The organism is Janthinobacterium sp. TND4EL3, assembly GCF_900156175.1.
Taxonomy (GTDB): Bacteria; Pseudomonadota; Gammaproteobacteria; order Burkholderiales; family Burkholderiaceae_D; genus Janthinobacterium.
The window spans coordinates 209,169-233,933 of sequence record NZ_FTMV01000003.1; the positions used below are offsets into that span (position 1 = coordinate 209,169).

18 protein-coding genes are annotated in these 24,765 nt (G+C 62.5%); 16 read left to right on the top strand and 2 right to left on the bottom strand.

The annotated features are described in order from the left end of the window. The first annotated feature begins 9 nt into the window (after positions 1-9). The 4 genes from BXA07_RS06900 to BXA07_RS06915 are packed head-to-tail and all read left to right on the top strand — an operon-like array spanning position 10 to position 4,350. A complete protein-coding gene (locus tag BXA07_RS06900) occupies positions 10-993 on the top strand; it encodes an SPOR domain-containing protein (protein WP_076566811.1) in 984 nt (327 codons plus the stop codon). 20 nt (positions 994-1,013) lie between these two features. Then, entirely contained in the window at positions 1,014-1,502 is a 489-nt protein-coding gene (locus tag BXA07_RS06905; protein ID WP_076566813.1) for a CvpA family protein, read from the top strand. Between the two features lie 39 nt (positions 1,503-1,541). Beyond that, complete coding sequence (purF, locus tag BXA07_RS06910; RefSeq protein ID WP_076566814.1) at positions 1,542-3,065, top strand: amidophosphoribosyltransferase; 1,524 nt, start codon at positions 1,542-1,544, stop codon at positions 3,063-3,065. A gap of 43 nt (positions 3,066-3,108) precedes the next feature. Beyond that, positions 3,109-4,350, top strand: coding sequence for a cystathionine gamma-synthase family protein (locus BXA07_RS06915; RefSeq protein WP_076566816.1), 1,242 nt, complete (start codon positions 3,109-3,111; stop codon positions 4,348-4,350). Between the two features lie 65 nt (positions 4,351-4,415). On the opposite strand, the gene lexA is transcribed toward BXA07_RS06915, so the two are convergent. Beyond that, entirely contained in the window at positions 4,416-5,060 is a 645-nt protein-coding gene (gene lexA, locus BXA07_RS06920; protein WP_076566817.1) for a transcriptional repressor LexA, read from the bottom strand. Between the two features lie 265 nt (positions 5,061-5,325). Here lexA and rpsF point away from each other — a divergent pair, with 265 nt between their 5' ends. The 7 genes from rpsF to BXA07_RS06955 all read left to right on the top strand — a co-directional run bounded on the left by rpsF (position 5,326) and on the right by BXA07_RS06955 (position 10,126). Next, the gene (rpsF, locus tag BXA07_RS06925; protein WP_010400028.1) at positions 5,326-5,712 is read left to right on the top strand and encodes a 30S ribosomal protein S6; all 387 of its coding nucleotides are present in this window, start codon (positions 5,326-5,328) and stop codon (positions 5,710-5,712) included. Between the two features lie 20 nt (positions 5,713-5,732). After that, complete coding sequence (gene priB, locus BXA07_RS06930) at positions 5,733-6,032, top strand: primosomal replication protein N (RefSeq protein WP_034783455.1); 300 nt, start codon at positions 5,733-5,735, stop codon at positions 6,030-6,032. Positions 6,033-6,057: 25 nt separating this feature from the next. Then, the gene (gene rpsR / locus BXA07_RS06935; RefSeq protein WP_010400024.1) at positions 6,058-6,348 is read left to right on the top strand and encodes a 30S ribosomal protein S18; all 291 of its coding nucleotides are present in this window, start codon (positions 6,058-6,060) and stop codon (positions 6,346-6,348) included. A gap of 27 nt (positions 6,349-6,375) precedes the next feature. Further along, positions 6,376-6,831, top strand: a complete 456-nt coding sequence (gene rplI, locus BXA07_RS06940; RefSeq protein WP_034783456.1) for a 50S ribosomal protein L9 — start codon at positions 6,376-6,378, stop codon at positions 6,829-6,831. A 135-nt stretch (positions 6,832-6,966) separates the two neighbouring features. Next, a complete protein-coding gene (locus BXA07_RS06945; protein ID WP_071322553.1) occupies positions 6,967-8,352 on the top strand; it encodes a replicative DNA helicase in 1,386 nt (461 codons plus the stop codon). Between the two features lie 94 nt (positions 8,353-8,446). Further along, the gene (locus BXA07_RS06950; protein WP_010400015.1) at positions 8,447-9,073 is read left to right on the top strand and encodes a DUF47 domain-containing protein; all 627 of its coding nucleotides are present in this window, start codon (positions 8,447-8,449) and stop codon (positions 9,071-9,073) included. Between the two features lie 39 nt (positions 9,074-9,112). Continuing rightward, positions 9,113-10,126 (top strand): inorganic phosphate transporter, encoded by a 1,014-nt coding sequence (locus tag BXA07_RS06955; RefSeq protein ID WP_072452470.1) that lies wholly within the window; start codon positions 9,113-9,115, stop codon positions 10,124-10,126. A 45-nt stretch (positions 10,127-10,171) separates the two neighbouring features. Here the strand turns inward: BXA07_RS06955 and BXA07_RS06960 are convergent, their stop codons facing one another. Then, entirely contained in the window at positions 10,172-11,068 is an 897-nt protein-coding gene (locus BXA07_RS06960) for an MBL fold metallo-hydrolase (RefSeq protein ID WP_076566819.1), read from the bottom strand. 189 nt (positions 11,069-11,257) lie between these two features. On the opposite strand from BXA07_RS06960, the gene BXA07_RS06965 reads away from it, so the two are divergent. The 5 genes from BXA07_RS06965 to BXA07_RS06985 all read left to right on the top strand — a co-directional run bounded on the left by BXA07_RS06965 (position 11,258) and on the right by BXA07_RS06985 (position 24,761). Beyond that, a complete protein-coding gene (locus tag BXA07_RS06965; RefSeq protein WP_076566821.1) occupies positions 11,258-12,880 on the top strand; it encodes a GAF and HD-GYP domain-containing protein in 1,623 nt (540 codons plus the stop codon). Beyond that, a complete protein-coding gene (locus tag BXA07_RS06970; RefSeq protein ID WP_076566823.1) occupies positions 12,877-15,132 on the top strand; it encodes a CHASE2 domain-containing protein in 2,256 nt (751 codons plus the stop codon). The genes BXA07_RS06965 and BXA07_RS06970 overlap by 4 nt, the downstream gene beginning before the upstream one ends. 219 nt (positions 15,133-15,351) lie before the next feature. Continuing rightward, the gene (locus BXA07_RS06975; protein ID WP_076566824.1) at positions 15,352-16,962 is read left to right on the top strand and encodes a ShlB/FhaC/HecB family hemolysin secretion/activation protein; all 1,611 of its coding nucleotides are present in this window, start codon (positions 15,352-15,354) and stop codon (positions 16,960-16,962) included. A gap of 16 nt (positions 16,963-16,978) precedes the next feature. Further along, positions 16,979-24,004 (top strand): YDG domain-containing protein, encoded by a 7,026-nt coding sequence (locus BXA07_RS06980; protein ID WP_076566826.1) that lies wholly within the window; start codon positions 16,979-16,981, stop codon positions 24,002-24,004. Continuing rightward, positions 23,979-24,761, top strand: a complete 783-nt coding sequence (locus BXA07_RS06985) for a FecR family protein (RefSeq protein ID WP_076566827.1) — start codon at positions 23,979-23,981, stop codon at positions 24,759-24,761. The genes BXA07_RS06980 and BXA07_RS06985 overlap by 26 nt, the downstream gene beginning before the upstream one ends. Positions 24,762-24,765 lie beyond the last annotated feature (4 nt).

Here is a 24,765-nt window from a genome sequence, read left to right on the forward strand (position 1 = left end):
AAATCACGCATGGGCTTGTTCTCGAAACTGTTTAAAAACAAGCAAGAATCCTCTGGCGAAGACAGCGGCTTTTATGTCCCTGGCGAAGCGCAGTCGCCGACCCGCAAGCGCGCCGCCAACACCTCCGGTGGCGGCGGATCGCGCCGTGGCGGCAAGGAAGCGCCGGATCCGGTCTTGCCTGAAAAGAAACGCGCACGCCGCCGCCTGGTCGGGGCCATTGCCCTGGCCCTGGGCGTGGCCGTCGGCTTGCCGATGCTGCTCGATTCCGAGCCGAAAGCACCGTTCAACGACATTGCCATCGACATTCCGTCGAAGGAGAAGGCTGTCGCGCCTGCGCCGGCGCCCGTGCCTGCCGTTCCGGCCCAGGCCGCCGCGAATGGCCTGGACCAGTCCGAGGAAATTATCGACGCACCGCTGCCGCCCGCGGCCAAGCCCGCGCCTGCGCCGGCACCCGTGCTGGCAGCCGCCCAGCCTGCGCCCGTCAAGCCGGCCTATGTTGAGCCAAAATCCGAACCGAAACCCGAACCGAAACCTGTCAAGGTGGAGCCGAAACCGGAACCTAAACCCGAGCCGAAACACGAAGCCAAGCCGGAACCGAAACACGAGCCCAAGCCTGAACCGAAGCATGAGGTAAAACCGGAAGCCAAGCCGGAGCCGAAACCGGCCAAGCCGGCGCAATCGGCCGACGATGCCGCGCGCGCGCTGGCCATCCTGGAAGGCAAGCCGCAAGAGAAAGCGCAAGACAAGCCCCACGACGCCGGCAACGGCAAGTTCGTGGTGCAGGTGGCGGCGCTGGCGACGCAGGACAAGGTCGACGAATTGCAGGAAAAACTGCGCGAAGCGGGCATCAAGTCGTACACGCAGAAAGTCTCCAGCCCGGCTGGCGAGCGCATCCGCGTGCGCGTGGGGCCGTTCGGCAGCCGCGACGATGCGGAAAAGACGCGCGCCAAGCTGCAAAAACTGGGCCTGGGCGGCAGCCTGGTACCAGTGTGACGATGCAAGGCTGAACGCGCGTGACGATCTTCGATTACCTGGTGCTGTTCGTGCTGGTGACCTCCGTGCTGATCAGCATGATGCGCGGCCTGGTCAAGGAAATACTGTCCCTGGTCAGCTGGATCGTGGCTTTCGTCATTGCCAACGCCTATGGCGCCACCCTGGCGAAATTTTTGCCGGAAGCCGTGCCGGGCGAAGCCATCCGTTTGTTGCTGGCCTTCGTCGTGCTGTTCATCGGCGTGCGCATTTTGATGGGATTGCTGTCCATGACGGTCGACGCACTGGTCAAGGTGACGGGCCTGAGCCTGGCCGACCGCACCCTGGGCAGCCTGTTCGGCCTGGCGCGGGGCCTTGTGATCGTGCTGACCGCCGTCATCTTGTGCGGCATGACTTCCATACCGCAGCAGCCATTCTGGAAAAACGCGCTGCTCAGCCCGTTCGCGGAGCAGGGCGCGCGCGCCATCAAGCCTTATCTGCCTGCCGCTTACGCGCAGCATGTGAAATTTTGAATTTTTTTTAAAATCAGTAGCACAGTTTAGGAGCACACCATGTGTGGCATCGTCGGCGTCGTTTCCCATCAACCTGTCAATCAATTGCTCTATGATGCATTGTTGCTTTTGCAACATCGCGGTCAGGATGCGGCAGGGATTGCGACCAATCACAGCAGTATGTTTTCCATGCACAAGGCCAACGGTCTCGTGCGTGACGTCTTCCGCACGCGCAATATGCGTTCGCTGCAAGGTAATTCGGGCATCGGCCACTGCCGTTACCCGACGGCCGGTTCGTCGAGCGAAGAGGAAGCACAGCCGTTTTATGTGAATGCGCCGTTCGGCATCACCCTGGCCCACAATGGCAACCTGACCAACTGGGAACAGCTGAAGCAGGAAATGTTCAAGAACGACCGCCGCCACATCAATACCGATTCCGACTCGGAAGTGCTGCTCAACGTGCTGGCGCATGAAATCCAGGAAGCGACGACGGGCCTGAACCTGGACCCGGAAGCCATCTTCAAGGCCGTGACCGTGCTGAACCGCCGCGTCAAGGGCGGCTACGCCGCCGTGGCGCAAATCGCCGGCGTGGGTTTGCTGGCCTTCCGCGACCCGCACGGCATCCGTCCGCTGTGCCTGGGCATCAATGAAACGGAGCAAGGTCCCGAATACCTGATCGCTTCCGAATCCGTGGCCCTGGAAGGCATGGGCTTCCGCTTCGTGCGCGACATCGGCCCCGGCGAAGCCGTTTTCATCGATGCTGACAAGCAATTGCACAGCGCCCAGTGCGCCGACAACGCCAGCCTGAACCCGTGCGTCTTCGAATTCGTCTACCTGGCCCGCCCCGACTCCGTCATCGACGGCGCCTCCGTGTACGCCACGCGCCTGAAAATGGGCGAATACCTGGCCGAGAAGATCCGCGCCGAATTGCCAGGCGTACATATCGACGTGGTCATGCCGATTCCCGATTCCTCGCGTCCGGCCGCCATCCAGCTGGCCATGGCGCTCAACATCGAGTACCGCGAAGGCTTCATCAAGAACCGCTACATCGGCCGCACCTTCATCATGCCGGGCCAGGCGGCGCGCAAGAAATCCGTGCGCCAGAAGCTCAACGCGATTCCATCCGAATTCAAGGATAAAGTGGTCTTGCTGGTCGACGATTCCATCGTGCGCGGCACCACCAGCCGTGAAATCGTGCAGATGGCGCGCGAAGCGGGCGCGACGAAAGTCATCTTCGCCTCGGCCGCGCCACCGGTGATCTACCCGAACGTGTACGGCATCGACATGCCGACGCGCGACGAGCTGATCGCCTATGGCCGCACGACGGAAGAGGTGTGCCGCGAAATCACGGCCGATTACCTGGTGTACCAGGATATCGGCGCGCTGAAGCAGGCGATCGCCGACGTCAACCCGGCCCTGGTCAACTTCGAGGCCTCGTGCTTCGACGGCGTCTACGTGACGGGCGACGTGTCGCAGGAATACCTGGACCGCCTCGAATATGCGCGCCACCATCCAAAGGCGGCAGCGCCCGAAGATACGCCGCGTTCCCAGCTGAACCTGAACCTGGCAACGACAGAAGCGTAATTATCTTGCCCGGCTAGCGCCGGGCTTTTTTTGCTCCGCGATCATGAACGATAAAAAAAACTACGGCTTTACCACGACCATCCTGCATAACGACCGCCGCAAGGGCATCGAGCACGGCTCGCTGCACAAGCCCGTGCACACCTCCGTTGCGTTTGGATACGCCGACGCGCGCCAGCTCGCCTCCGTATTCCAGGGCAAGGAGCCGGGCTTCCGCTACGGCCGCCAGGGCAACCCGACGGTCTCCGCGCTGGAAGACAAGGTCAACAAGATGGAAGGCGGCGTGGCCACCCTGTGCTTTGCCACCGGCATGGGCGCCATCGGCGCCGTGGTGCAGTCCCTGCTGCGCGCAGGCGACCATGTCGTCTCGTCGGCCTTTCTGTTTGGCAACACCAACAGCCTGTGGCAAACGGTGACGGGGCAGGGCATCGATGTGTCGTTCGTCGACGCCACCGATGTCGCCAACGTGGCGGCCGCCATCACGCCGGCCACGCGGATTGTTTTCGTGGAAACTATTGCCAACCCGCGCACGCAGATCGCCGACCTGCAAAAAATCGGCGACCTGTGCCGCGAGCAAGGCATCTTGTACATCGTCGACAACACCATGACGACGCCGTATCTGTTCCGCCCGAAAGCCGTGGGCGCGGGCCTGGTGGTCAATGCGCTGACAAAATCCATTGGCGGACACGGCAATGCGCTGGGCGGCAGCTTGACGGACACGGGCGTCTTCGACTGGACGCAGTACCCGAATATTTTCGACAATTACAAGAAGGCGGCGCCGGCCCAGTGGGGCATCGCGCAAATCCGCGCCAAGGCCTTGCGCGACTTCGGCGCTTCGCTGGGTCCGGAAGCGGCGCACCACATCGCCGTCGGCGCGGAAACCATGGCCCTGCGCATGGATCGCACGTGCTCGAACGCCCTGGCGCTGGCGACCATGCTCGCCGCCGACCCGCGCGTGGCAGCCGTGCATTACCCGGGCCTGGCGTCGCACCCGCAGCACGCGCTGGCGACGAACCTGTTCCGCAGCTATGGCTCGCTGTTCAGCTTTGAATTGAAGGATGGCATCGATTGCTTCGATTTCCTCAATCGTTTGAATCTGGCCATTCCCGCGAGCAACCTCGGTGACACGCGTACCCTGGTCATTCCCGTCGCCCACACGATCTTCTACGAGATGGGTGCCGAGCGGCGCGCCAGCATGGGCATCGCCGAATCCCTGATCCGCGTCTCCGTCGGCATCGAGGACGAGGTGGATCTGCTCGAGGATTTCCGCCAGGCACTCGATGTATAAGTCGCCGGATAAATGAAAAGGGCCGCAACAGTCATGCTGTTGCGGCCCTTTTTTCGTGCAGTCGTCTAATGCCAGCTGCGCATCAAGCCCACCGCCAGCCCTTCCAGGGCGAATTCATCTTCCGGCGACACGGTGATGACCTTGAAATCGGGATTTTCCGGGAACAGTTCGATCACGGAACCGGTCTTCTTGTAGCGCTTGACGGTGACTTCGTCGCCGATGCGCGCGACGACGATCTGGCCGTTCTTGGCGCTATCGACCTTCTTGACGGCCAATAAGTCGCCATCCATGATGCCGGCGTCGCGCATGGACCAGCCGCGTACCTTCAGCAGGAAGTCGGGCTTGGCTGAAAACAGGGCCGGGTCGACGTTGTAGCTCGCTTCGAGGTTTTCCTGCGCCAGAATGGGCGAGCCGGCCGCCACGCGGCCGATCAGGGGCAGCGACATCAGCAGGGCCGGCGCTACCTTCGGCAGCGCCTCGGCCGCCGCACTCGGCGCCGCGCCGATCAGGCGGATGCCGCGCGAGGTGCCGGGCGAAATCTCGATCGCGCCCTTGCGGGCCAGGGCTTGCAGATGCTCCTCGGCCGCATTGGCCGATTTGAAACCCAATTCGTTGGCGATCTCGGCACGGGTGGGAGGGAAGCCCGTGTTTTCAATCGCGTCCTTGATCAGGTTCAGGATTTGTTCTTGTCGTGCTGTCAGCTTGATCATGAGCGGTGGGTGCATACTAAAATGCTGTCTATATGAACAGTCTGTATTTTTGTACAGTATCGCGCACTATGCAAGCAGATTTCGGGCTTTTTCGGCGATTTTGAAAGAAAATCTGCTGTCGGGGCAAGAAAGGCAGGCGTTGGTGGGCGCGGCGCAAGCAATCATTGAATAGTTCGCAAAAGGCGGTTATAATCTTCGGCTGACCTTCCCACACCCGTCTTGACGCCGGGGTGGGCGATTATCAATCCGACCTGAAGGAGTTTGCATGCGTCATTATGAAATAGTCTTTATCGTCCATCCGGACCAAAGCGAGCAAGTGCCCGCGATGATCGAACGCTACAAAGCCAGCGTAACCACCCGCGGCGGTTCGGTTCACCGCGTGGAAGATTGGGGCCGCCGTCAAATGGCTTACTCGATCCAAAAGCTGCCTAAAGCACACTACATCTGCCTGAACATCGAATGCGACAACGAGACCCTGGTCGAGTTGGAAACAGCATTCAAATTCAATGATGCCGTGTTGCGTCACCTGACCGTTAAAATGAAGAAAGCTGAAACAGCTCCTTCGCCGATGATGAAATCGGTACAACGCGAAGACGCGGCCAAAAGCCACCGCACCGAAGCACCAGCAGCCGCTCCAGCCGCAGCCGCTTAATTGTTGACCAGGATCGTGCGCTGAACCAGCTACAAGTCACCGCCATCATTGCCGAGCGCGAAATATTGCGCTATACCCCGGCAGGGCTGCCGATTGTGAATGCAGTATTGCAACACAGTTCGCAGCAGATGGAAGCAGGGATTGCCCGTTTGACCGAGTTTGATGTTGCCGCGCTAGCCGCTGGCGAAATCTCAGGCCGGTTCAGTCAGGCAAGCTTGGGCGGGGTCTATCAGTTCACGGGTTTCCTGGCCAGGAAGAGCCGCAACAGCAAGAGTTTGGTGTTTCACATCATTGATTTTAGTGCAGTCAATTCTGACTAGCGCATTTTAGATACAGGAGCCTGACATGGCATTCGGTAAAAAGTTCGACAAAAATAAGCTCAAGCTTAAAGAAAAACGCAAACAGCAAAACCCTTTGTTCAAACGTAAGAAGTTCTGCCGCTTCACGGCAGCTCACGTTGAGCAAGTCGACTACAAAGACGTCGACACGCTGAAAGACTTCGTCCAGGAAAACGGCAAGATCATGCCAGCACGCCTGACCGGTACCAAAGCGCACTACCAGCGCCAAGTCGACACCGCAATCAAGCGCGCTCGCTTCCTCGCGCTGCTGCCATACACCGATCTGCACCACGCTTAATCGGTCAGATATTCCTGGAGAAGAACTATGCAAATCATTCTGTTAGAAAAAGTTGTTAACGTCGGTAACCTCGGCGAAGTCGTCAAAGTCAAAGACGGTTACGCACGTAACTTCCTGATCCCACAACGCCTGGCACGTCGTGCTACGGCAACCGCTGTGGCTGAATTCGAAGTCAAGCGCGCCGAACTGGAAAAAGCTGCTGCCGCCAAACTGGCCGCATCGCAAGCCCAGGGCGAAAAACTGAGCGGCCTGACCGTTCAAGTTGCTCAAAAAGCTGGCGTCGATGGCCGTCTGTTCGGTTCCGTCACCAACTTCGACATCGCTGAAGCGCTGACCAAGCAAGGTTTTGCTGTTGAAAAAGCACAAATCCGCATGCCTACCGGCCCGCTGAAGATCGTTGGCGAGCACAACGTTTCGGTTGCTCTGCACACCGACGTGGTCGTGGAAGTGGTGATCGCTGTCGTTCCAGACGCGAACGCGTAATCGTCTGCGGGCCTGGCCCGCAAGCGTTGCCGCACTATGAAAAGCCGGGTTCGCCCGGCTTTTTTGTGGCCTTTTTTTCGCTCATTTTCAGCCCTTTATTTTTGCCAGCACGCCGAAGCGGGTATAATTCGCGCCATGAACGCCCCCTCTGATCCGCAACTGGATTCCCTCCGTATTCCGCCGCATTCGATCGAAGCAGAACAATCCGTTATCGGTGGTCTGCTGCGCGACAATGCCGCCTATGACCGCATCGCCGACTTCATGCATGCGGAGGATTTCTATCGCTATGACCATCGCATCATCTTCGAGCAAATCGTCAAGATGGTTAACGCTTCCAAGCCAGCCGATGTCATTACTGTTTTTGAAACCCTGACCCAGCTCGGCAAGGCCGAGGACGTGGGCGGACTCGCTTACCTGAACGCCATGGCGCAAAACACGCCATCGGCCGCGAACATCCGGCGCTACGCCGAGATCGTGCGCGACCGCGGCGTGCTGCGCAAGCTCATCACCGTCGCCGACGATATCTCCGGCACGGCCTTCAGCCCGCAAGGCAAGGAAGTCAAGCAGATGCTTGACGAGGCCGAGTCGAAGATTTTCGCCATCGCCGAAGAAGGCGCGCGCGGCGCCCAGGGCTGGACCGCCATCCAGCCCCTGCTGACGCAGGTGGTCGAGCGCATCGACGAGCTGTACAGCCGCGACAACCAGAGTGAAATCACGGGCGTGCCCACCGGTTTCATCGACCTCGACCGCATGACTTCCGGTCTGCAGCCGGGCGACCTGGTGATCGTGGCGGGACGTCCGTCGATGGGCAAGACGGCGTTTTCCGTCAACATCGGCGAAAACGTGGCCATCGACAGCGGCTTGCCCGTGGCCGTGTTCTCGATGGAGATGGGCGGCGCCCAGCTGGCCATGCGTATGCTCGGCTCCGTCGGACAGCTCGACCAGCACCGCCTGCGCACGGGCCGCCTGAACGACGAAGACTGGCCGCGCCTGACGAATGCGATCCAGAAGATGAACGACGCGCAGTTGTACATCGATGAAACGCCGGCGCTCAACTCGATCGAATTGCGCGCCCGCTCGCGCCGCCTGTCGCGCCAGTGCGGCAAGCTGGGCCTGATCATCGTCGATTACTTGCAGCTGATGTCGGCCAATACGCCGGGCGACAACCGCGCCACGGAGATTTCCGAGATTTCGCGGGGCTTGAAAGGCCTGGCGAAAGAACTCGGTTGTCCCGTGATCGCGCTGTCCCAGCTGAACCGCTCGCTGGAGCAACGCCCGAACAAACGTCCTGTCATGTCCGACTTGCGCGAATCGGGCGCTATCGAGCAGGATGCCGACGTGATCCTGTTCATTTACCGCGACGAGGTATATAACCCCGACTCGCCAGACAAGGGAACGGCCGAAATCATCATCGGTAAACAACGTAACGGCCCAATCGGCAGCATCCGCCTCACCTTCATGGGGCAGTACACCAAATTTGGCAATTACAGTGGTGGCCTGGCGCTTTACCAAGGCGACTAAGACTCAGCAGCACTGGCAATTCCATTGGCCGCCCCCTCATACGGGGCGGCTTTCTGTAGTAAATAACACGACTCAATGCTTAACGGAGAATGACATGTTTGGACGCTTGATGCCCACTGAGGGCAAGTTTTTTGAATTGTTTAACCAGCACGCGGAACTGTGCGTCAAGGGCGCGAAAGAGATGCTCGGCCTGATGACCAATTTCGACGACCTGGAAAACCGCGTGCACGCGATCGAAAGCATCGAGAAACAGGCGGACAAAGTCACCTACGCCACCGTGGAAATGCTGCACAAGACCTTCATCACGCCGATCGACCGCGATGACATCCATCAGCTGATCACGCGCCAGGACGACATCCTCGACCTGCTGGAAGATGCGGCGCAAACCGTCTCGCTGTACGACCTGAAAGCCGTCACGCCGGAAGCCAAGCGCCTGGCTGAACTGGTGCTGGCCTGTACCGAAAAAGTGCGCGACGCCGTCGCCATGCTGCACAACATGGACAACTCGCGCAAGATCGTCGCCATCTGCGAAGAGATCGACCGCCTGGAATCGGATGCCGACCACGTGATGCGCGCCGCCATGTCCAAGCTGTTCCGCGACGAACCGGACGTGCGCAACCTGATCAAGCTCAAAGCGATCTACGAAATTCTGGAAACCGTGACCGACCGTTGCGAAGACGTGTCCAATATTATCGAAGGCATCATCGTCGAAAACGCGTAAGCGTTGGGCCTGTCCTGAACCAGAATCAGAAAAGAAACTATAATGACCATACAAATCAGCATCTACGTGCTAGGCCTGTTGATCGTCCTGGCGCTGCTGTTTGACTTCATGAACGGCTTCCACGATGCCGCCAACGCGATTGCCACGGTGGTCTCGACGGGCGTCTTGAAACCGCAGACCGCGGTTGCCATGGCCGCCACGTTCAACTTCGTCGCCATCTTCGTGTTCCACCAGCTGACCGTGGCCGCCACGGTGGGCAAGGGCACCATCGACCCGGCCGTGATCGACCAGTACGTGATCTTCGGCGCGCTGATGGGCGCCATCTTCTGGAATTTGTTTACCTGGTACTACGGCATTCCGTCGTCGTCCTCGCACGCCCTGATCGGCGGCCTGGTGGGCGCCGCCGTCGCCAAGTCGGGCACGGGCGCGCTGGTCGCGGCCGGCCTGTGGAAAACCGTGGCCTTCATCGTCATCGCTCCCGTGCTGGGCTTCGTGTTCGGCTCCATCATGATGCTGCTCGTGTCGTGGATTTTTGTCCGTTCGACGCCGCGCAAGGTCGACAAGTGGTTCCGCCGCCTGCAACTGGTATCGGCGGCCGCCTACAGCCTGGGCCACGGCGGCAACGATGCGCAAAAAACCATCGGCATCATCTGGATGCTGCTGATTGCCGCAGGTTACTCCAGCGCGGCCGATGCCATGCCGCCGATGTGGGTCATCATCTCATGCTACACGGCCATCAGCTTCGGCACCCTGTTCGGCGGCTGGCGCATCGTCAAGACCATGGGCCAGAAGATCACCAAGTTGAAACCGGTCGGCGGCTTCTGCGCCGAAACGGGCGGCGCGATCACCCTGTTCGTCTCGACGGCGCTGGGCATTCCCGTGTCGACCACGCACACCATCACGGGCGCCATCGTCGGCGTCGGCTCGTCGCAGAAGATGTCGGCCGTGCGCTGGGGCGTGGCGGGCAATATCGTCTGGGCCTGGATCTTCACGATTCCCGCATCGGCCTTCGTCGCGGCGGTTGCCTGGTGGATTGGCCACCATATAATGTAATGGATAGCCAACGTCAGTAAAAAGGGAGCCTTGCGGCTCCCTTTTTTATGCGCCGGCCAGTTCCACCGTCAGCCCCTCGCAGGCGAGGAACACCTGCAGGCCGGCCAGGCGGCTCGCATAGCGGCCCATCACGTCGGCAAACACGGCTTCGAGCTGCTCGTCGCTGCGGGTCGGTTCGTGGTGGGTGCAGTACAGGCGCCGCGCGCCGCAGCGCAGGGCCAGGTCGAAGGCGGCGTCGAAGGTGCCGTGGCCCCAGCCCTGCTTGCCCGGGTATTCCTCGCGCGTGTACGAGCAATCCATGATCAGCGCATCGACGCCGGCGACCAGCGCATCGATGCCGGCCTGGCGCTGCGCATTGCGCGCCGCGCAGTCCGCGTGCTCGGTGTGGCCGGGCGGATGCAGGTTGTAGAACGGTTCATGGTCGCCGCTGAAAAACAGCGAGGCGCCGCCGCAGTCGATGCGGTAGCCGAGGTTGACGACCGGATGGTTCATTTCCGCGCCGCGCACGCGCGCGCCGCCCACGTCGACGGTGTCGCCCGGCGCCAGGGTGCGGTACTCGATGCTGGCCGCCATGGCCGCTTCGCTGACGGGAAAATAACTGCCTTGCAGCTGCACCGCCATCACGTGCTCGATGCCGCGCCCGCTGATGGCGTCCAGGGCGCCATGTAGGCGCATGCGGTTGCCAGCCACGAACAGGGGCGAGAACATGGGCAAGCCGTGGATGTGGTCCCAGTGGCTGTGCGTGATGAAGACGTGCGCGTCGACGGGCTGGCCCGGCGGCAGCTGCTGCGCCAGGGAAAAGATGCCGCTGCCCGCATCGAGAATGATCAGGCTGTCATCGTCGGTGCGCACTTCGATGCACGTGGTGTTGCCGCCATAGCGGGCCGTGCGCGGTCCGGGGGAGGGGATGGAGCCGCGTACGCCCCTGAACGTGAATTTCATTCAGTGCCTTGTTACAGTGTAATTATTGTTGATTCTATTCTAATTAATGAGATTAGCGGCAACATTTGTCTGTGTTGCAATACGGCAAGTTATTTCATTCTGTTGTGACTAAGTAATGTACAGTGCGGCGGACGGCCGTTACACTGGCGCTTGCCGACTTCCCCACTTCCTTACCTGATCGTTGCCAACATGCCTCAGCTGCATCCTGAGAAAATCGCCCACAGACTGGAGCAATTGACCGAGCTTAGTGTCGCGCTCGGCCATGGACAGGGGGGGCAGGGCCGCGATCTGGGACCGTTGTTGCAGCGCATCGTTTTGCTGGCAAAGAGCATGAGCGGCGCCGATGGCGCCACGCTGTACCGGCCGGCTGCGGACGGCCGCCAGCTCGATTTTCACATCAGTGTCAACGATAGCCTGGGCATCGTCCAAGGGGCGGACGTCGGCTTGCCCGGCGTGCCCCTGTTTGACGCCGCCGGCCAGGCCAACCTGGCATCGGTGGCCGCGTATGCCGCCAACCTGCGCCGCTGCGTGAATGTCGCCGACGTGTATCGCGACGAAGCCTTCAATTTTTCCGGCATGCGCGATTTCGACCGCCACCACGGCTACCACACGCAATCGATCCTGACGGTGCCCATGAGCGATCACGAGGGAGACTTGATCGGCGTGCTGCAGCTGATCAATGCCAAGGATGGCGAGACTGGCCAGGTGCGCGCCTTTTCGCCGACCGACCAGCGTTTTATCGAAGCCCTGGCGGCGCAGGCGGGGGTGGCGCTGACCAATCAATTGCTGATTTCACAACTGGAAGAGTTGCTCGAATCGCTAGTCACCCTGATCAATATCGGCATCGATGAAAAGTCGCCGTACACGGGGCGCCATTGCCAGTTTGTGCCCGAGCTGACGATGCTGCTGGCCGACGCCGCGCATGCAACTGAAAGCGGGCCGCTGGCCGATTTCCGGCTCAGCGAGAACGAGCGCAAGCAGCTGTGGCTGGCCGGACTGCTGCACGACTGCGGCAAGATCACCACGCCCGTGCACGTGGTCGACAAGGCCACCAAGCTGGAAACCATTTTTGATCGCATCGCTCTGATCGACACGCGCTACGAAGTGCTGCTGCGCGACGCCGAGATCGCGGCCCTGCGCCAGCAGGCGGCGCAGCCGCGGCAAAAAGACGCCATCGCCCGCGCGCTGGAGCTGGAACAGGCCGCGCTGCGCGAGGAGCGCGACTTCATCCGCAGGGTTAACATCGGCGGCGAGAGCATGGCGCCAGCCGACCAGGAAAGAGTGCGGCAGATTGCCCGCCGCCGCTGGCGCGCGGCCGACGGCGAATTGAGCGATTTCCTGGACGCCGACGAGATGGAAAACCTGACCATCCGCGCCGGCACCCTGACGGCGGCCGAGCGGGCCATTGTCAACAACCATATCAGTGTGTCGATCCGCATGCTCGAAGCGCTGCCGTGGCCCAAGCACCTGAGCAAGGTGCCCGAGTACGCGGGCGGCCACCATGAGCGCATGGACGGCAAGGGCTATCCGCGGGGGCTGACGAAGGAGCAGATGTCGGTGCCGGCGCGGCTGATGGCGATCGCCGATATTTTCGAGGCGCTGACGGCGCGCGACCGGCCATATAAAAAGGGCAAGTCGCTGTCCGAATCCTTGCGCATTCTGGGCAATTTCAGCCTGAACGGGCATATCGACCCGGAACTGTTTGACGTTTTCATCCGCAGCAAGGTGTACCTGACCTTCGCTGAAAAACATCTGCATCCGAGCCAGATCGATGCCGTCGACGAGGCGGCCATTCCGGGCTATACCCCTTGACGCTGTCGCCGGCCTTGCGCAGGCATGGCGCGCGCTGGCTGCTGGGCGTGCTCCTGATCCTGGGCGCTGCCATCGCCTGTCTGGCTGGCAACGAAAACATTGCGCGTCTGGACGCCATGCTGGGCGACTGGCGCATGCGCGCGGAAAAGCCGCAGCTCGACAGCCGTATCGTCATCGTCGATATCGATGAACAAAGCCTGGCACGGGTAGGGCGCTTTCCCTGGGGGCGCGACATCCAGGCGCGCCTGGTGCGCCAGCTCACCGGGCATTACGGCGTGGCCGCACTGGGCTTTGATATTTCCTTTCCCGAGCCTGATACCAGCTCCGGCTACGCCGTGCTGCAAGGCCTGGCGCATGGCGAACTGGCCGGCGTGCCCGGCTTGCCGGCGCAGCTGGAAAAGCTGCGCCCGGCCATGGACTACGACGGCCTGTTTGCCGAGGCCATGCGCGGCCAGCCCGTGGTGCTCGGCTACAGTGTCTCGGAGCAGCAAAGGAAGGGCGTGCTGCCCAAGCCCGCCTTCACCGTCGCCGACCTGAACGGGCGCACGGTCACGGCCTACGTGGCGCGCGGCTACGAAGCCAATATCGCGCCCCTGCAGGCGGCCGCGCGAGGCGCCGGCATTTTCACTGCCCTGACCGACGCCGATGGCGTGGTGCGCTCATCGACCCTGCTTGCGCGCATCGGCGACGGCTATTATCCGTCGCTGTCACTGGCCACGGCCGCCGTCTATCTGCAGGCGCGCGCCATCGCGCCGCATTTTACGGCCACGGCCGATAGCCTGTCGGCGCGCGAACTGGCGAATGGCGGCCTGGAACATATTGTGCTGTTTGCACCGCGCGGCGCGACAGCGATACCCGTCGGCGAGGCGCTGACCACGACGGTGCAGTACCGCGGCAGGGGCGGTCCCGGTGGCGGGGCGTTCCGCTACGTGTCGGCGTCCGATGTGCTGGCCGGCAGCGTTCCGCCCGCACTGCTGAAGGGGGCCATCGTGCTCGTCGGCACCACGGCACCTGGCCTGAACGATGTTCGCGCCACACCCGTGAACGCGGAATATCCGGGGGTGGAAGTGCACGCCAACCTGATCAAGTCCATCCTCGACGGCCGCTTCAAGGCGCGCCCCGACTACGCTTCGGCGCTCGAACTGCTGCAGGTGCTGGCGGTGGGCTTGCTGCTGGCCGGCGCGCTGGCCGTGCTGCCGCCGGCCGGCGTCATGCTGGCCACGCTTGCTGCGCTGGCGGCCACCATAGGCCTCAATCTGTACCTGTACGCCATGTGCGACCTGGTGCTGGGGAGCGCCGTGATGCTGCTGCTGATCGTTGCGCTGTTCATCGTCAACCTGGCCTGGGGCTATTTTTTCGAGGTGCGCAAGGGGCGTGCGCTGGTGGCCCGCTTTGGCGAGTACGTGGCGCCCGAACTGGTTGCCGAGATGGCGGATAATCCGCAGCGCTACACCATGGAAGGCGAGAACCGTGAATTGACGGTGCTGTTTGCCGACGTGCGCGGCTTCACGGCCATTTCCGAGCAGCTGGCGCCTGCCGCGCTGCGCGCATACATCAATGCATACCTGACGGCCATGTCGCATGATATTCGCGACAGCCATGGCGGCACCCTGGACAAATACATCGGTGACGCCGTGATGGCGTTCTGGGGCGCGCCGGTGGCCTTTGGCGATCACGCCAGCCGGGCCGTGGCCAGCGCCCTGCTGATGCAGCAAAGCGCGGCGCGGCTGAACCAGCAATTTTGTGCGCGCGGCTGGCCGCCGCTGCGCATCGGCATCGGCATCAATACGGGCGCCATGCACGTGGGCGACATGGGCTCGCGCATCCGCCGCGCCTATACCGTGATGGGCGACAACGTCAACCTCGCCGCGCGCCTGGAGGGGGCCAGCAAGCTGTATGGCGTGGGCATCGTCGTGGGGGCGGCCACGCGCGCGGCCGCCCCTGCTTTCCTGTACCGCGAGCTGGACCTGGTCAGGGTGTTGGGCAAGCAGGAGGCCGTGGCTATCTTCGAGCCACGGGCCGTGGCAGGCGATGCGGATGCGCAGGAGCTGGCCCAGCTAGCGCGCTGGAGCGAGGCCCTCGCGCTGTTGCGCACACGGAAGTGGGAGGCGGCAGCTGCCGCCGTGGCGCACCTGCAGGCGGACTTCCCCGAAGACGGACTGTACCGTCTGTACGCTGAGCGGCTGGCGCAGTACCGCCTTGCACCGCCGCCAGCGGACTGGGATGGCGTGACGGTGTTGCATAGCAAATAAGGTCTTGATTTGATAGGAAAATGTTGTTTCTTGCATCATTTTTTCGCGCTTGTCTGCATGATGTATGGTGTGGCCACCATGAAAATCGCAGGAAAAAGGCAGAAATTTCTGACTGGAAACTAAAAGCCGTCTAAAATTTGTCTTCAATCCATTGCCGGATACAGTGCCGTGGTACCTGCGGGACCGCGCCCTTGTCCGGCTGCACAAGAAATCCTTCACATGACATATCGATTGGTGCACCTGCTTGCGGGTTCCGCGCTGCTGTTCGCCGTCGGCGCCGCCGGCGCTGCCGTTTCCATGGATGAGGCCGCGCCTGCCGCGCAGGAGGACGGCGTGCCGCGCTTCGCCATCAGCCGCTTTGATGTGCAGGGAAACACCCTGCTCAGCGACTCCCAGGTGCAAACCTTGCTGGCGCCGTTTGCGGGGCCGCAGCGCGATTTTTCCGATATTGCCCGCGCCGTCGAGGTGCTGGAAGGGGCTTACCGCGAGCGTGGCTACAGCGCCGTGCAGGTGCAATTGCCTGAGCAGGAACTGGAGCGGGGCGTGGTGCGCCTGAACGTGCTGCAAACGCCGCTGGGCAAGGTCGCCATCAGCGGCAATGCCTATGTGGACGACGCCAACGTGCGGCGTGCCTTGCCGCTTCTCCGTGAAGGCGAGACGCCGAATCTGCCGGCCCTGTCGCAAAGCCTGAAGCTGGCCAATGAAAATCCGGCGCGCAAGATCGAAGTGCGCCTGCAGGCCGACGAGCCGGCGGGCGCCATCGATGCCATCGTCACGGTGGCCGATGAAAGGCCGTGGAAGGCCATGCTCAACGTGGATAATACGGGCAATGCCCAGACGGGCAAGACGCACGTGGGCGTGGTGCTGCAGCATGCCAACCTGTTCGGCCGTGACCACGTCGCCAGCCTGCAATACACGAGCAGCCTGGAAAAGCCGGACAAGGTGGGCGTGTATGGCGCCGGCTACCACTTGCCGCTGTATGCGCTGGGCGACTCGATGGATTTTTTTGCCAGCTATTCGAACGTCGATTCGGGCAGCATTTCGGCCGGTATTTTCGACCTGGCCGTCAGCGGCCAGGGCAGCATGGCCGGCATCCGCTACAACCAGAACTTTGCCCGCCGCGGCGATTTCGAACCCAAGCTCGTGTACGGCATCGATTACAAGGATTACCGCAACAGCGTCCAATTGTTCGGCATGGAGCTGGGCGCCGACGTCACCGTGCACCCGCTCAGCGTCAGCTATATCGGCAACTGGACCTTGCCCACGGGCGAGAGCAGCGTGGCGGTCACCTTCGCGCACAATATCCCTGGCGGAAAGCACGGCGGGCAAGCCGATTTCGACCGCGTGCGCGCGCACGCCAAGGCGGCCTACAACACGGCGCGGTTGAGCGCCAGCGCGAGCCGCGTGCTGGCCGGCGACTGGCAATGGCGCGCCCTGTTCAATGCCCAGGTCACGCCGGACGCGCTGGTGCCCGGCGAGCAGTTCGGCGCCGGCGGCGCCGCGTCCGTGCGCGGCTTTGCCGAGCGCGAGGTAGCGAATGATTCGGGTGTCAACCTGAACCTGGAACTGTACACGCCGAACTGGTGCGGCGTGGCGCTCGGCTATCAGTGCCGCGCGCTGGCCTTCTATGACACGGCCTGGCTGCGCCGCAACCATGCGCTGCCAGGCGAAACTACCTCGCAGGGTATCGCCAGCGGCGGTCTCGGCCTGCGTTTGCTGCTGAGCCGCTACGCCAATCTGCAACTCGACTACGCCCATGTCGTCAATGCCGGCGACACGGGCCAGCGCGATGCCAACCGCCTGCATTTCCGCCTCGCCTTGGCTTATTAGTATCAGGATGAACACCATGCACAACCACGCCCAGCACGCCTCTGTTTTCATCCTGACGCCCGCCTTTTCATTACCCCTTGCGCCGCCCTTGCGCCGCACGGTGCTGGCGCTGTTGATGGCCTCGTGCTTCGGTGCCGCGCAGGCCAACCCTGCCTTGCCGCAGGTGGTCAATGGCCAAGCGACGTTCAACCAGCAGGGCAACATCTTCTCGATCACGAACACGCCCAACACCATCATCAACTGGCAGAGCTTTTCCATCCATGCGGGCGAGATCACGCGCTTCATCCAGCAAAACGGCAGTAGCGCCGTGCTCAACCGCATCACGGGACAAGACCCCAGCAAGATCCTGGGCAGCCTGGAATCGAATGGCAAGGTTTTCCTGATCAACCCGAACGGCATCGTCTTCGGCCAAGGCGCGAAGGTGGACGTGAACGGTCTGGTGGCGTCCAGCCTGGGCATGTCGAATGAGGACTTCCTGGCCGGCAAGCACCAGTTCACGGCCGGCAGCGTGGCCGGCGGCGTCAGCAATGCTGGTGTGATCAATGCGGGCAAGGGCGGGCAAGTGCTGCTGATCGCGCCGAACGTGGAAAACACGGGCATCATCACGGCGCCGAACGGCGAAGTGATCCTGGCAGCGGGGCGCAGCGTGCAACTGGCCGATCCCGGCAATCCGCAATTGCGCGTGCTGGTCTCGGCACCAAGCGACCAGGCGCTGAACCTGGGGCAGATTATTGCGCAGGGCGGCAGCATCGGCATGGCCGGTGCGCTGGTCGGCCAGCGCGGCGTGCTCAACGCTAACAGCGCCGTCGTCGGCGAGAATGGCAGGATCGTGCTCAAGGCCAGCGGCAAGGCGCTGCTGGAAGCGGGCAGCGTGACCAGCGCCACCGGCGCGGCGGGCAAGGGCGGCGAGATCCGTGTGCTGGGCGAGCAGGTAGGCATGCTGGGCAATGCGGCGATCGACGCCAGCGGCGCCACGGGCGGCGGCACGGTCTTGCTGGGCGGCGACTACCAGGGCAAGAACGCGGACGTGCAGCATGCGCGGCAAGTGCTCGTCGGCAAGAATGTCAGCGTCACGGCCGATGCCGTCGACCGTGGCGACGGCGGCAAGGTCATCGTATGGGGCAATGATTCCGCACAAGTGTACGGCAGCATTTCCGCGCGCGGCGGGGCCGCCTCCGGTAACGGCGGCCTGGTCGAAACCTCGGGCGCGCGCGCCTTGGCCGTCGACGGCATCCGCGTCGATACGCGCGCCCGCTCGCGCAGCGGCAAGACGGGTGACTGGCTGCTCGATCCGAGCGACATCAACGTGGTCGCTGGCAGCAGCGGCAATGGCTTGCAGGATGCCGAGGATTTCAGCAATGTGTTTCCCGATGCGTCGAACAACCTCGATGCCAGCCTGATCTCGGGTGCCACCAGCAATGTGCGCCTGCAGGCAAGCAATAACGTGACATTCATGAGCGATGTCAACAATCTCAATGCCGGCGTGGGACTCTCGGTAGAGGCGGGCAACCGTATCAGCGTCAACGCCCTGATCAAGACAAGCAACGGCAGCCTGGTGTTGACGGCGCCAGAGATTGCCTTTGGCGCGGCCGGCAAGGCCGATGTGGGCGGCGCCAATATCAGCCTGCTGTCGAACGCGATTGGCGGCAGCATTGCGCTCAATGGCACAGGCGGGCAGTTGACGGGCAGCGGCGTGGCCGGACAGCAGTTCCAGTTGCAAGCCGACAATATGGACTTGCGCGGCGGCATTGATGCCGGCGGGGTGACGGGAGCGGCCAAGGTGACGCTGAGCGCCACGTCCAATGCGCGCGCCATCACGCTGGGCGCCAAGCCCGGCACCACCCTGGGCCTGTCGAACGAAGACTTGAACGCGATCTCCAGCGCTACCTTGCATATCGGCAGCAGCGGCAATAGCGCGGGCTTGACCGCGTCGCAAATGATCGATTTGCCGGTCGTTGGCGGAACGGCCGGCGTGAAGAACCTGGAGCTGGAAACGGCGGGGCCGCTGAACATCGATGCAGGCGTCACCGTGCACCAGGGCGGCGGCAGCGTGCTGGCCACGATGGCCGGCAGTGGCTCGCTGAGTATCGGCGGCGCTGGCGGCTTGCATGCCGATACCGTGCAATTGACGGCTGACCATATGAGTTTGGCCGGGGCGGCTGGCTCACTGTCAGGCAATGCGGTCTTGCTCGGCAAATATACCCAGTCTGGCACCATCGATATCGGTGGCAACGCGGCCGACACGCTGACGGCGCTGGGTCTGTCCGAAGCGGAATTGAAAACCATCAGCGCAGCGAACATCAACATCGGCAGCACGGCGTTCATGGGAACGCTGAGGGTGACGGGGGCGCTCAACCTGAGCAACCTGCCGACGGAGGGCACCCTGCAGCTGCGCAGCGGCGCGGACATGCGTATCGGCGCTGCCTTGACTTTGCCGGGCAATTTGCGTGTGGGCGCCGCCAGCGGCATCGCCGCCACGGCAGCCGTGCAGGTGGGCGAGACGTTCACGCTCGACGGCGGAGCATGGTCGCAAAGCGCAGCGAGCCTGCCAATTTTTGCAGCCAAGAATTTCACCATCGCCAACGGCAGTTTCTTGCGCGTATACGGCGGCGATGGGACGGGCCTCACCCCATACCGCATCGCCGATATTTTCGGCTTGCAGGGGATAGGCAGCCTGGGCATGGGTAATCACTATGTGCTGGCCGGCGACATCGACGCCAGCGGCACGGTTAGCTGGAACCAGAATGCCGGTTTTGCCGCCATCGCCGGCGGCGATGGCGCTGGCTATGCGGGAACATTTGACGGCGCCGGCCACGTGATCGGTGGATTGCAGATCAATGCGGCCACCTCGTCCGCGACAGCCGGCGTTGGCCTGTTTGGCAAGGTGGAAGGCGGTATCGTGCGCAACGTGGTCTTGCAAGGCGGCAGCGTGGCGGGCCGCCAGAATGTGGGCGCGCTGGTGGGCATGAACCTTGGCGGCACACTGGACAATGTGAGCAGCAGTGCCACGGTCACCGGTGGGCGCGCCGTGGGCGGGCTGGCCGGCCTCAATGCCGGCATTGTCAGCAATGCCGGCGCCAGCGGCTATGTCACCGGCTTCAATGTTGACAATGGCGGCAATATTGGCGGCCTGGTGGGGGAGAATCAGGCTGGCGCCAGCATCGACGCTTCGTATGCGACCGGTACGGTCAAAGGCGCGCGTGAAATGATCGGTGGCCTGGTGGGCAACAACCAGGGCCGCGTCAGACGGTCGTATGCCACTGGCAGTGCCAGTGGCGGACGCAATATCGGCGGACTGGTTGGCACCAACGGGGGCAGCATCGACGACGCCTACGCCAGCGGCGCCGTGGGCCGTGCCGATAACGCTGACTCCATTTTGACGCAGGAAAACATGGGTGGCCTGGTGGGCGAAAGTACCGGCAGCGTCAGCCATGTCTTCAGCAGCGGTGCCGTGCATGGCGACGGCTATGCGGGTGTCGGTGCCGTGGCGGGTAGGGTGGCCACCGGGTCGACTTTTGCCCATGGATTCTACAATGCCGACACGTCGCTCGTGCAAGGCGATGCGGGCAGTTCCAGTGGCCTCAGTTCGGCAGCGATGAAGCAGCAAGGCAGCTTCATCGATTTCAATTTCAGCGATGTCTGGCGTATTTACGATGGCTATACGACGCCGATGCTGAAGGATTTCCTCAAGCCGCTGCTGGTGACGGCGTCCGGTGGCGCGTCCAGCCGTGTCTATGATGGAATGCTCGCCGGTTTCCTTGGCAGCGTGAGCTATGCGGGTTTCCTCGACGGCGACACGGCCGTGAGCGGCAGCCTCGGTTACGGAAATGCGCGCAACGTCGGTAATTACGCCTTGACGGGATTATGGTCAACCAAGTACGACATCGACGTGAGGGGCGCCACGCTGGCCATCCTGCCGCGCGCATTGACGGTCAGCCTGGGGGGCAACAAGGTGTATGACGCGCAACTGGGCTTCGACAATGCCAGTTTTGTGCTGGGCAATGTGGTGACGGGTGACACCGTCCGCGCCAGCGGCAATGTCGTCTTCCTCGATAAGAATGTAGGCAACGGCAAGGCCGTGCACGCTAGCGGGATCAGCCTGCTGGATAATTCGCTGGGCAACTACAGCCTGGATGCCACCACGGTGGAGGGGACGGCCAGCATCAGCGCGCGCGCGCTTACGTATGGTGTTTCCTCGGGGCAGAACCGCATTTACGATGGCAGCAAGCAAGTCAATCTCAACGGTTATTTCGAGGGCTTGCTGGGAAGTGACCAGGTCAGCATCCAGGGCTTGCACGGTTATATGAGCGACAAGCAGGTGGGCAACGCCAAGAGTGTTGCCTATGATGTCGCCACCGGCACGCTGGCGGGCCAGGACGCGGGCAACTATGTGCTCAGCCCGAACTCGGGCAACACTACCGTCGATATCGGCGCGCGCACGCTAAACGTGAGTTTTGGCGGCGTCAGCAAGATTTACGATGGCAAGACGGGTGCGGACGTGACGTTCGGCGACAACCGCATCGAAGGCGACGTGCTGACGCTGGCAGGCACGGCCGCGTTCGGCGACAAGAACGCGGGCAATGGCAAGACGGTCACTGTGAGCAATGTCGGCGTCAGCGGCACCGATGCGGGCAACTACGTGCTGGGCAATAGCAGCGGCAGCACCACGGCAAATATCGCGGCGCGCACGCTGGACGTGCGTTTTGATGGCGTCAACAAGATTTACGATGGCAAGACGGGCGCGGACGTGACGTTCGGCGATAACCGCATCGAAGGCGACGTGCTGACGCTGGCAGGCACGGCCGCGTTCGGCGACAAGAACGCGGGCAATGGCAAGACGGTCACTGTGAGCAATGTCGGCGTCAGCGGCACCGATGCGGGCAACTACGTGCTGGGCAATAGCAGCGGCAGCACCACGGCAAATATCGCGGCGCGCACGCTGGACGTGCGTTTTGATGGCGTCAGCAAGATTTACGATGGCAAGACGGGCGCGGACGTGACGTTCGGCGACAACCGCATCGAAGGCGACGTGCTGACGCTGGCAGGCACGGCCGCCTTCGGCGACAAGAACGCGGGCATCAACAAGACCGTCAGCGTGAATAATGTCGGCGTCAGCGGCACCGATGCCAATAACTATGTATTGAGCGCGAACAGTGGCAGCACCACGGCAAATATCGCGGCGCGTGCATTGACTGTGTCGGGCGTAGCTGACAGCAAGATTTATGACGGTGCGACGGGTGCTACCGTGCGTTTTGGCGATGACCGCATCGCTGGCGATATGCTGAATGTCTCGGCGGCGGCCAGCTTCGCGGACAAGAATGTGGGCATGGCCAAGGCTGTAACCTTGAGCGGTGTCGCGCTGGCGGGGCAGGATGCGGGCAATTACTTCATCGTCTTGCCGACGGGATTGTTGGCCAGTATCACGCCGGCCACCCTGACCCTGGCGGGCTTGAGCGCCGCCAACAAGGTGTACGACGGTACCAGTACCGCAGCCGTCAGCGCCACGGCCAGCGGAGTGCTGGGCCAGGATGCGGTGAGCGTGACGGGCGGCAGCGGCAGCTTTGCCGACCGCAATGCCGGTGCCGGCAAGCTGGTGACTGCCAGCGGATTCCGCCTGGCAGGTGCCGATGCGGGCAACTACGTGCTCGATGCCACGGGTGGCACGGCGCAGGCGACGATCACGCAGAAATTGCTGTCGACCTGGGTCGGCAGCGGCAACGGCTTGTGGAGCGATGCGGCCAACTGGGATGGCGGCGTGGTCCCGGAAGGCACGAATGTGCTGGCCGTCGATTTTTCGCGCAGCAGCGGCATCGTCACGTATGGCGCGGCAGCCGGCAGCACGACGCTGAAGAGCCTGACCAGTGCGTCGGGCTTGCTGCTGACGGGCGGCAGCCTGACGCTGGGCGAAAGCGTGCAAGACCATTCCATGCTCGGTGGCCAGGCTGGCCTGGAAATCAGCGGCGGCAACCTGGTGTTGAATGGCACCCTGTCGATGGATCGTTACGCGCAGAGCGGCGGTTTGCTCGGCGGTAGCGGCAACCTGTTGATCGCCAACAGTTTCAGCCAGGCGGCGGGCGCCATCAAGCTGGCAGGCCAGTTGGCCATCAGGCAGTCCACAGGCGACCTGCGTTTTGCCAGCCTGGCGGCGCGCGATGTCAGCCTGAGCGCCCTCAATGGCGCGATTGGCCAGGATGGCGCCGTCGTCGCCACCAGCCTGGCCACGCAATCGCAGAATGGCACGCTGCTGGACAATGCAGGCAACCAGGTGGACAGTTTTAGTGCCAACAACAGCGCCGCGGGCGGCATTGTATTGAAGAATACCTCGACGCCGGGCAGCCTGGCGCTGGGACTGCTCGTCACGGGCACCGGCAATGTCGCCATCGAGAACACGGGAGGCATCGTGGCCAGCAGCATCAATGCGAATGGCGGCAATGTGGCGCTGACGGCGCACAGTCCCGTCACCGTGAACGGCGCCATCGTGGGTAACGATATCGCGATCACGGCCAGTACGGACGTGGCCCTCGCCGATGGCGCACAGTTGATGGCGGCGCGAGACATCAGCCTGACTGCGGGGCGCGATATCAGCTTCGACGGTGGCGCCAGGGTCGCCAGCGGCGGCAGTTTGCTGGCCAGCGCGGGCAGCAACGTGCGCTTCGCCGGCAATGCCAGCTTTACGGTGCCCACGGTATCGAGCATGAGCGTGCTGGCCAAGGCGGGCAGCATCACGGGGACCTCCGGCGTGCGCATCAACCGCGAACGCGCCGACGTGACCTTGCTGGCACCGGATGGCATCGTGGTCATGCCCGATGCGATCTTCCTGCCCGCTACGGGCAAGCCGGTTGTCGATGGCAGCGTGGGCAATGTGATCGACGGTACGCTGAGCATCATCAAGCAGGCGGACCGGTCCACTGCCACGCTGCCCCCCACGTCGCTGGCAGCCAGGGAGGCCGACGACAAGACACCGGACAACAAGGCAGTTACCGACGCCAGTGATCAATCGACAGGATATAAATTCGATGCCAAAAAAACATTTTGCAACTAAGGTTGCCGCCAAGGCGCTGCTGTGGCTGGCCCTGACGTGCGCGGTAGCGCATGCCTGGGCTGGTCAGGTGGCCGGCACGGTGACGCAACTGAGTGGCCCGCTGATGGCGAAGAAGGCCGATGGCAAGGTGAAGATCCTGGCCGTCAAGTCCGAGGTCGAGCAGGGCGATACCTTGCTGACGGAAAAGGAAACCTATGCCTTGATCAAGCTGATCGACAATAGCGAAATCACCTTGAAACCGAATACCAGTTTCGTGATCGAACAATTCAGCTACACGGCCGAGCAGCCCGATGGCGACCACGCCATCTTCAGCCTGCTCAAGGGGGGCTTGCGCTCCGTTACGGGATTGCTGGGCAAACGCAACAAGGAGCGCTTCGAGATGAAGACGCCGGCCGCCACCATCGGCATTCGCGGCACGACGTTCATTGCCACCGTCATCCCGCCTGGATCGCTGTCGTTGCCTGCACCGGGACCGGGACCGGGACCGGGACCGGTCCCGGCAAGCCAGCCGCGGGTGCCAGGTCTGTATGTGCAGGTACTCGACGGCCTGATTCATGTGACCAATCCTGCCGGGGCGCAAAATTTTTCTGCCGGGCAATTTGGTTTCACGCCCAACTTCAGGCAGCCGCCCGTCCCTTTGCCCGTCAACCCCGGCATCCCGTTCACGCCGCCGCCGGTCTTTTCATCGTCGTCACCGGGCCCAAGCAGCGCGGCAGGCGGCAGCAAGCCTGCCACCGTCGACTGCGTGGTGCGCTAAGCTG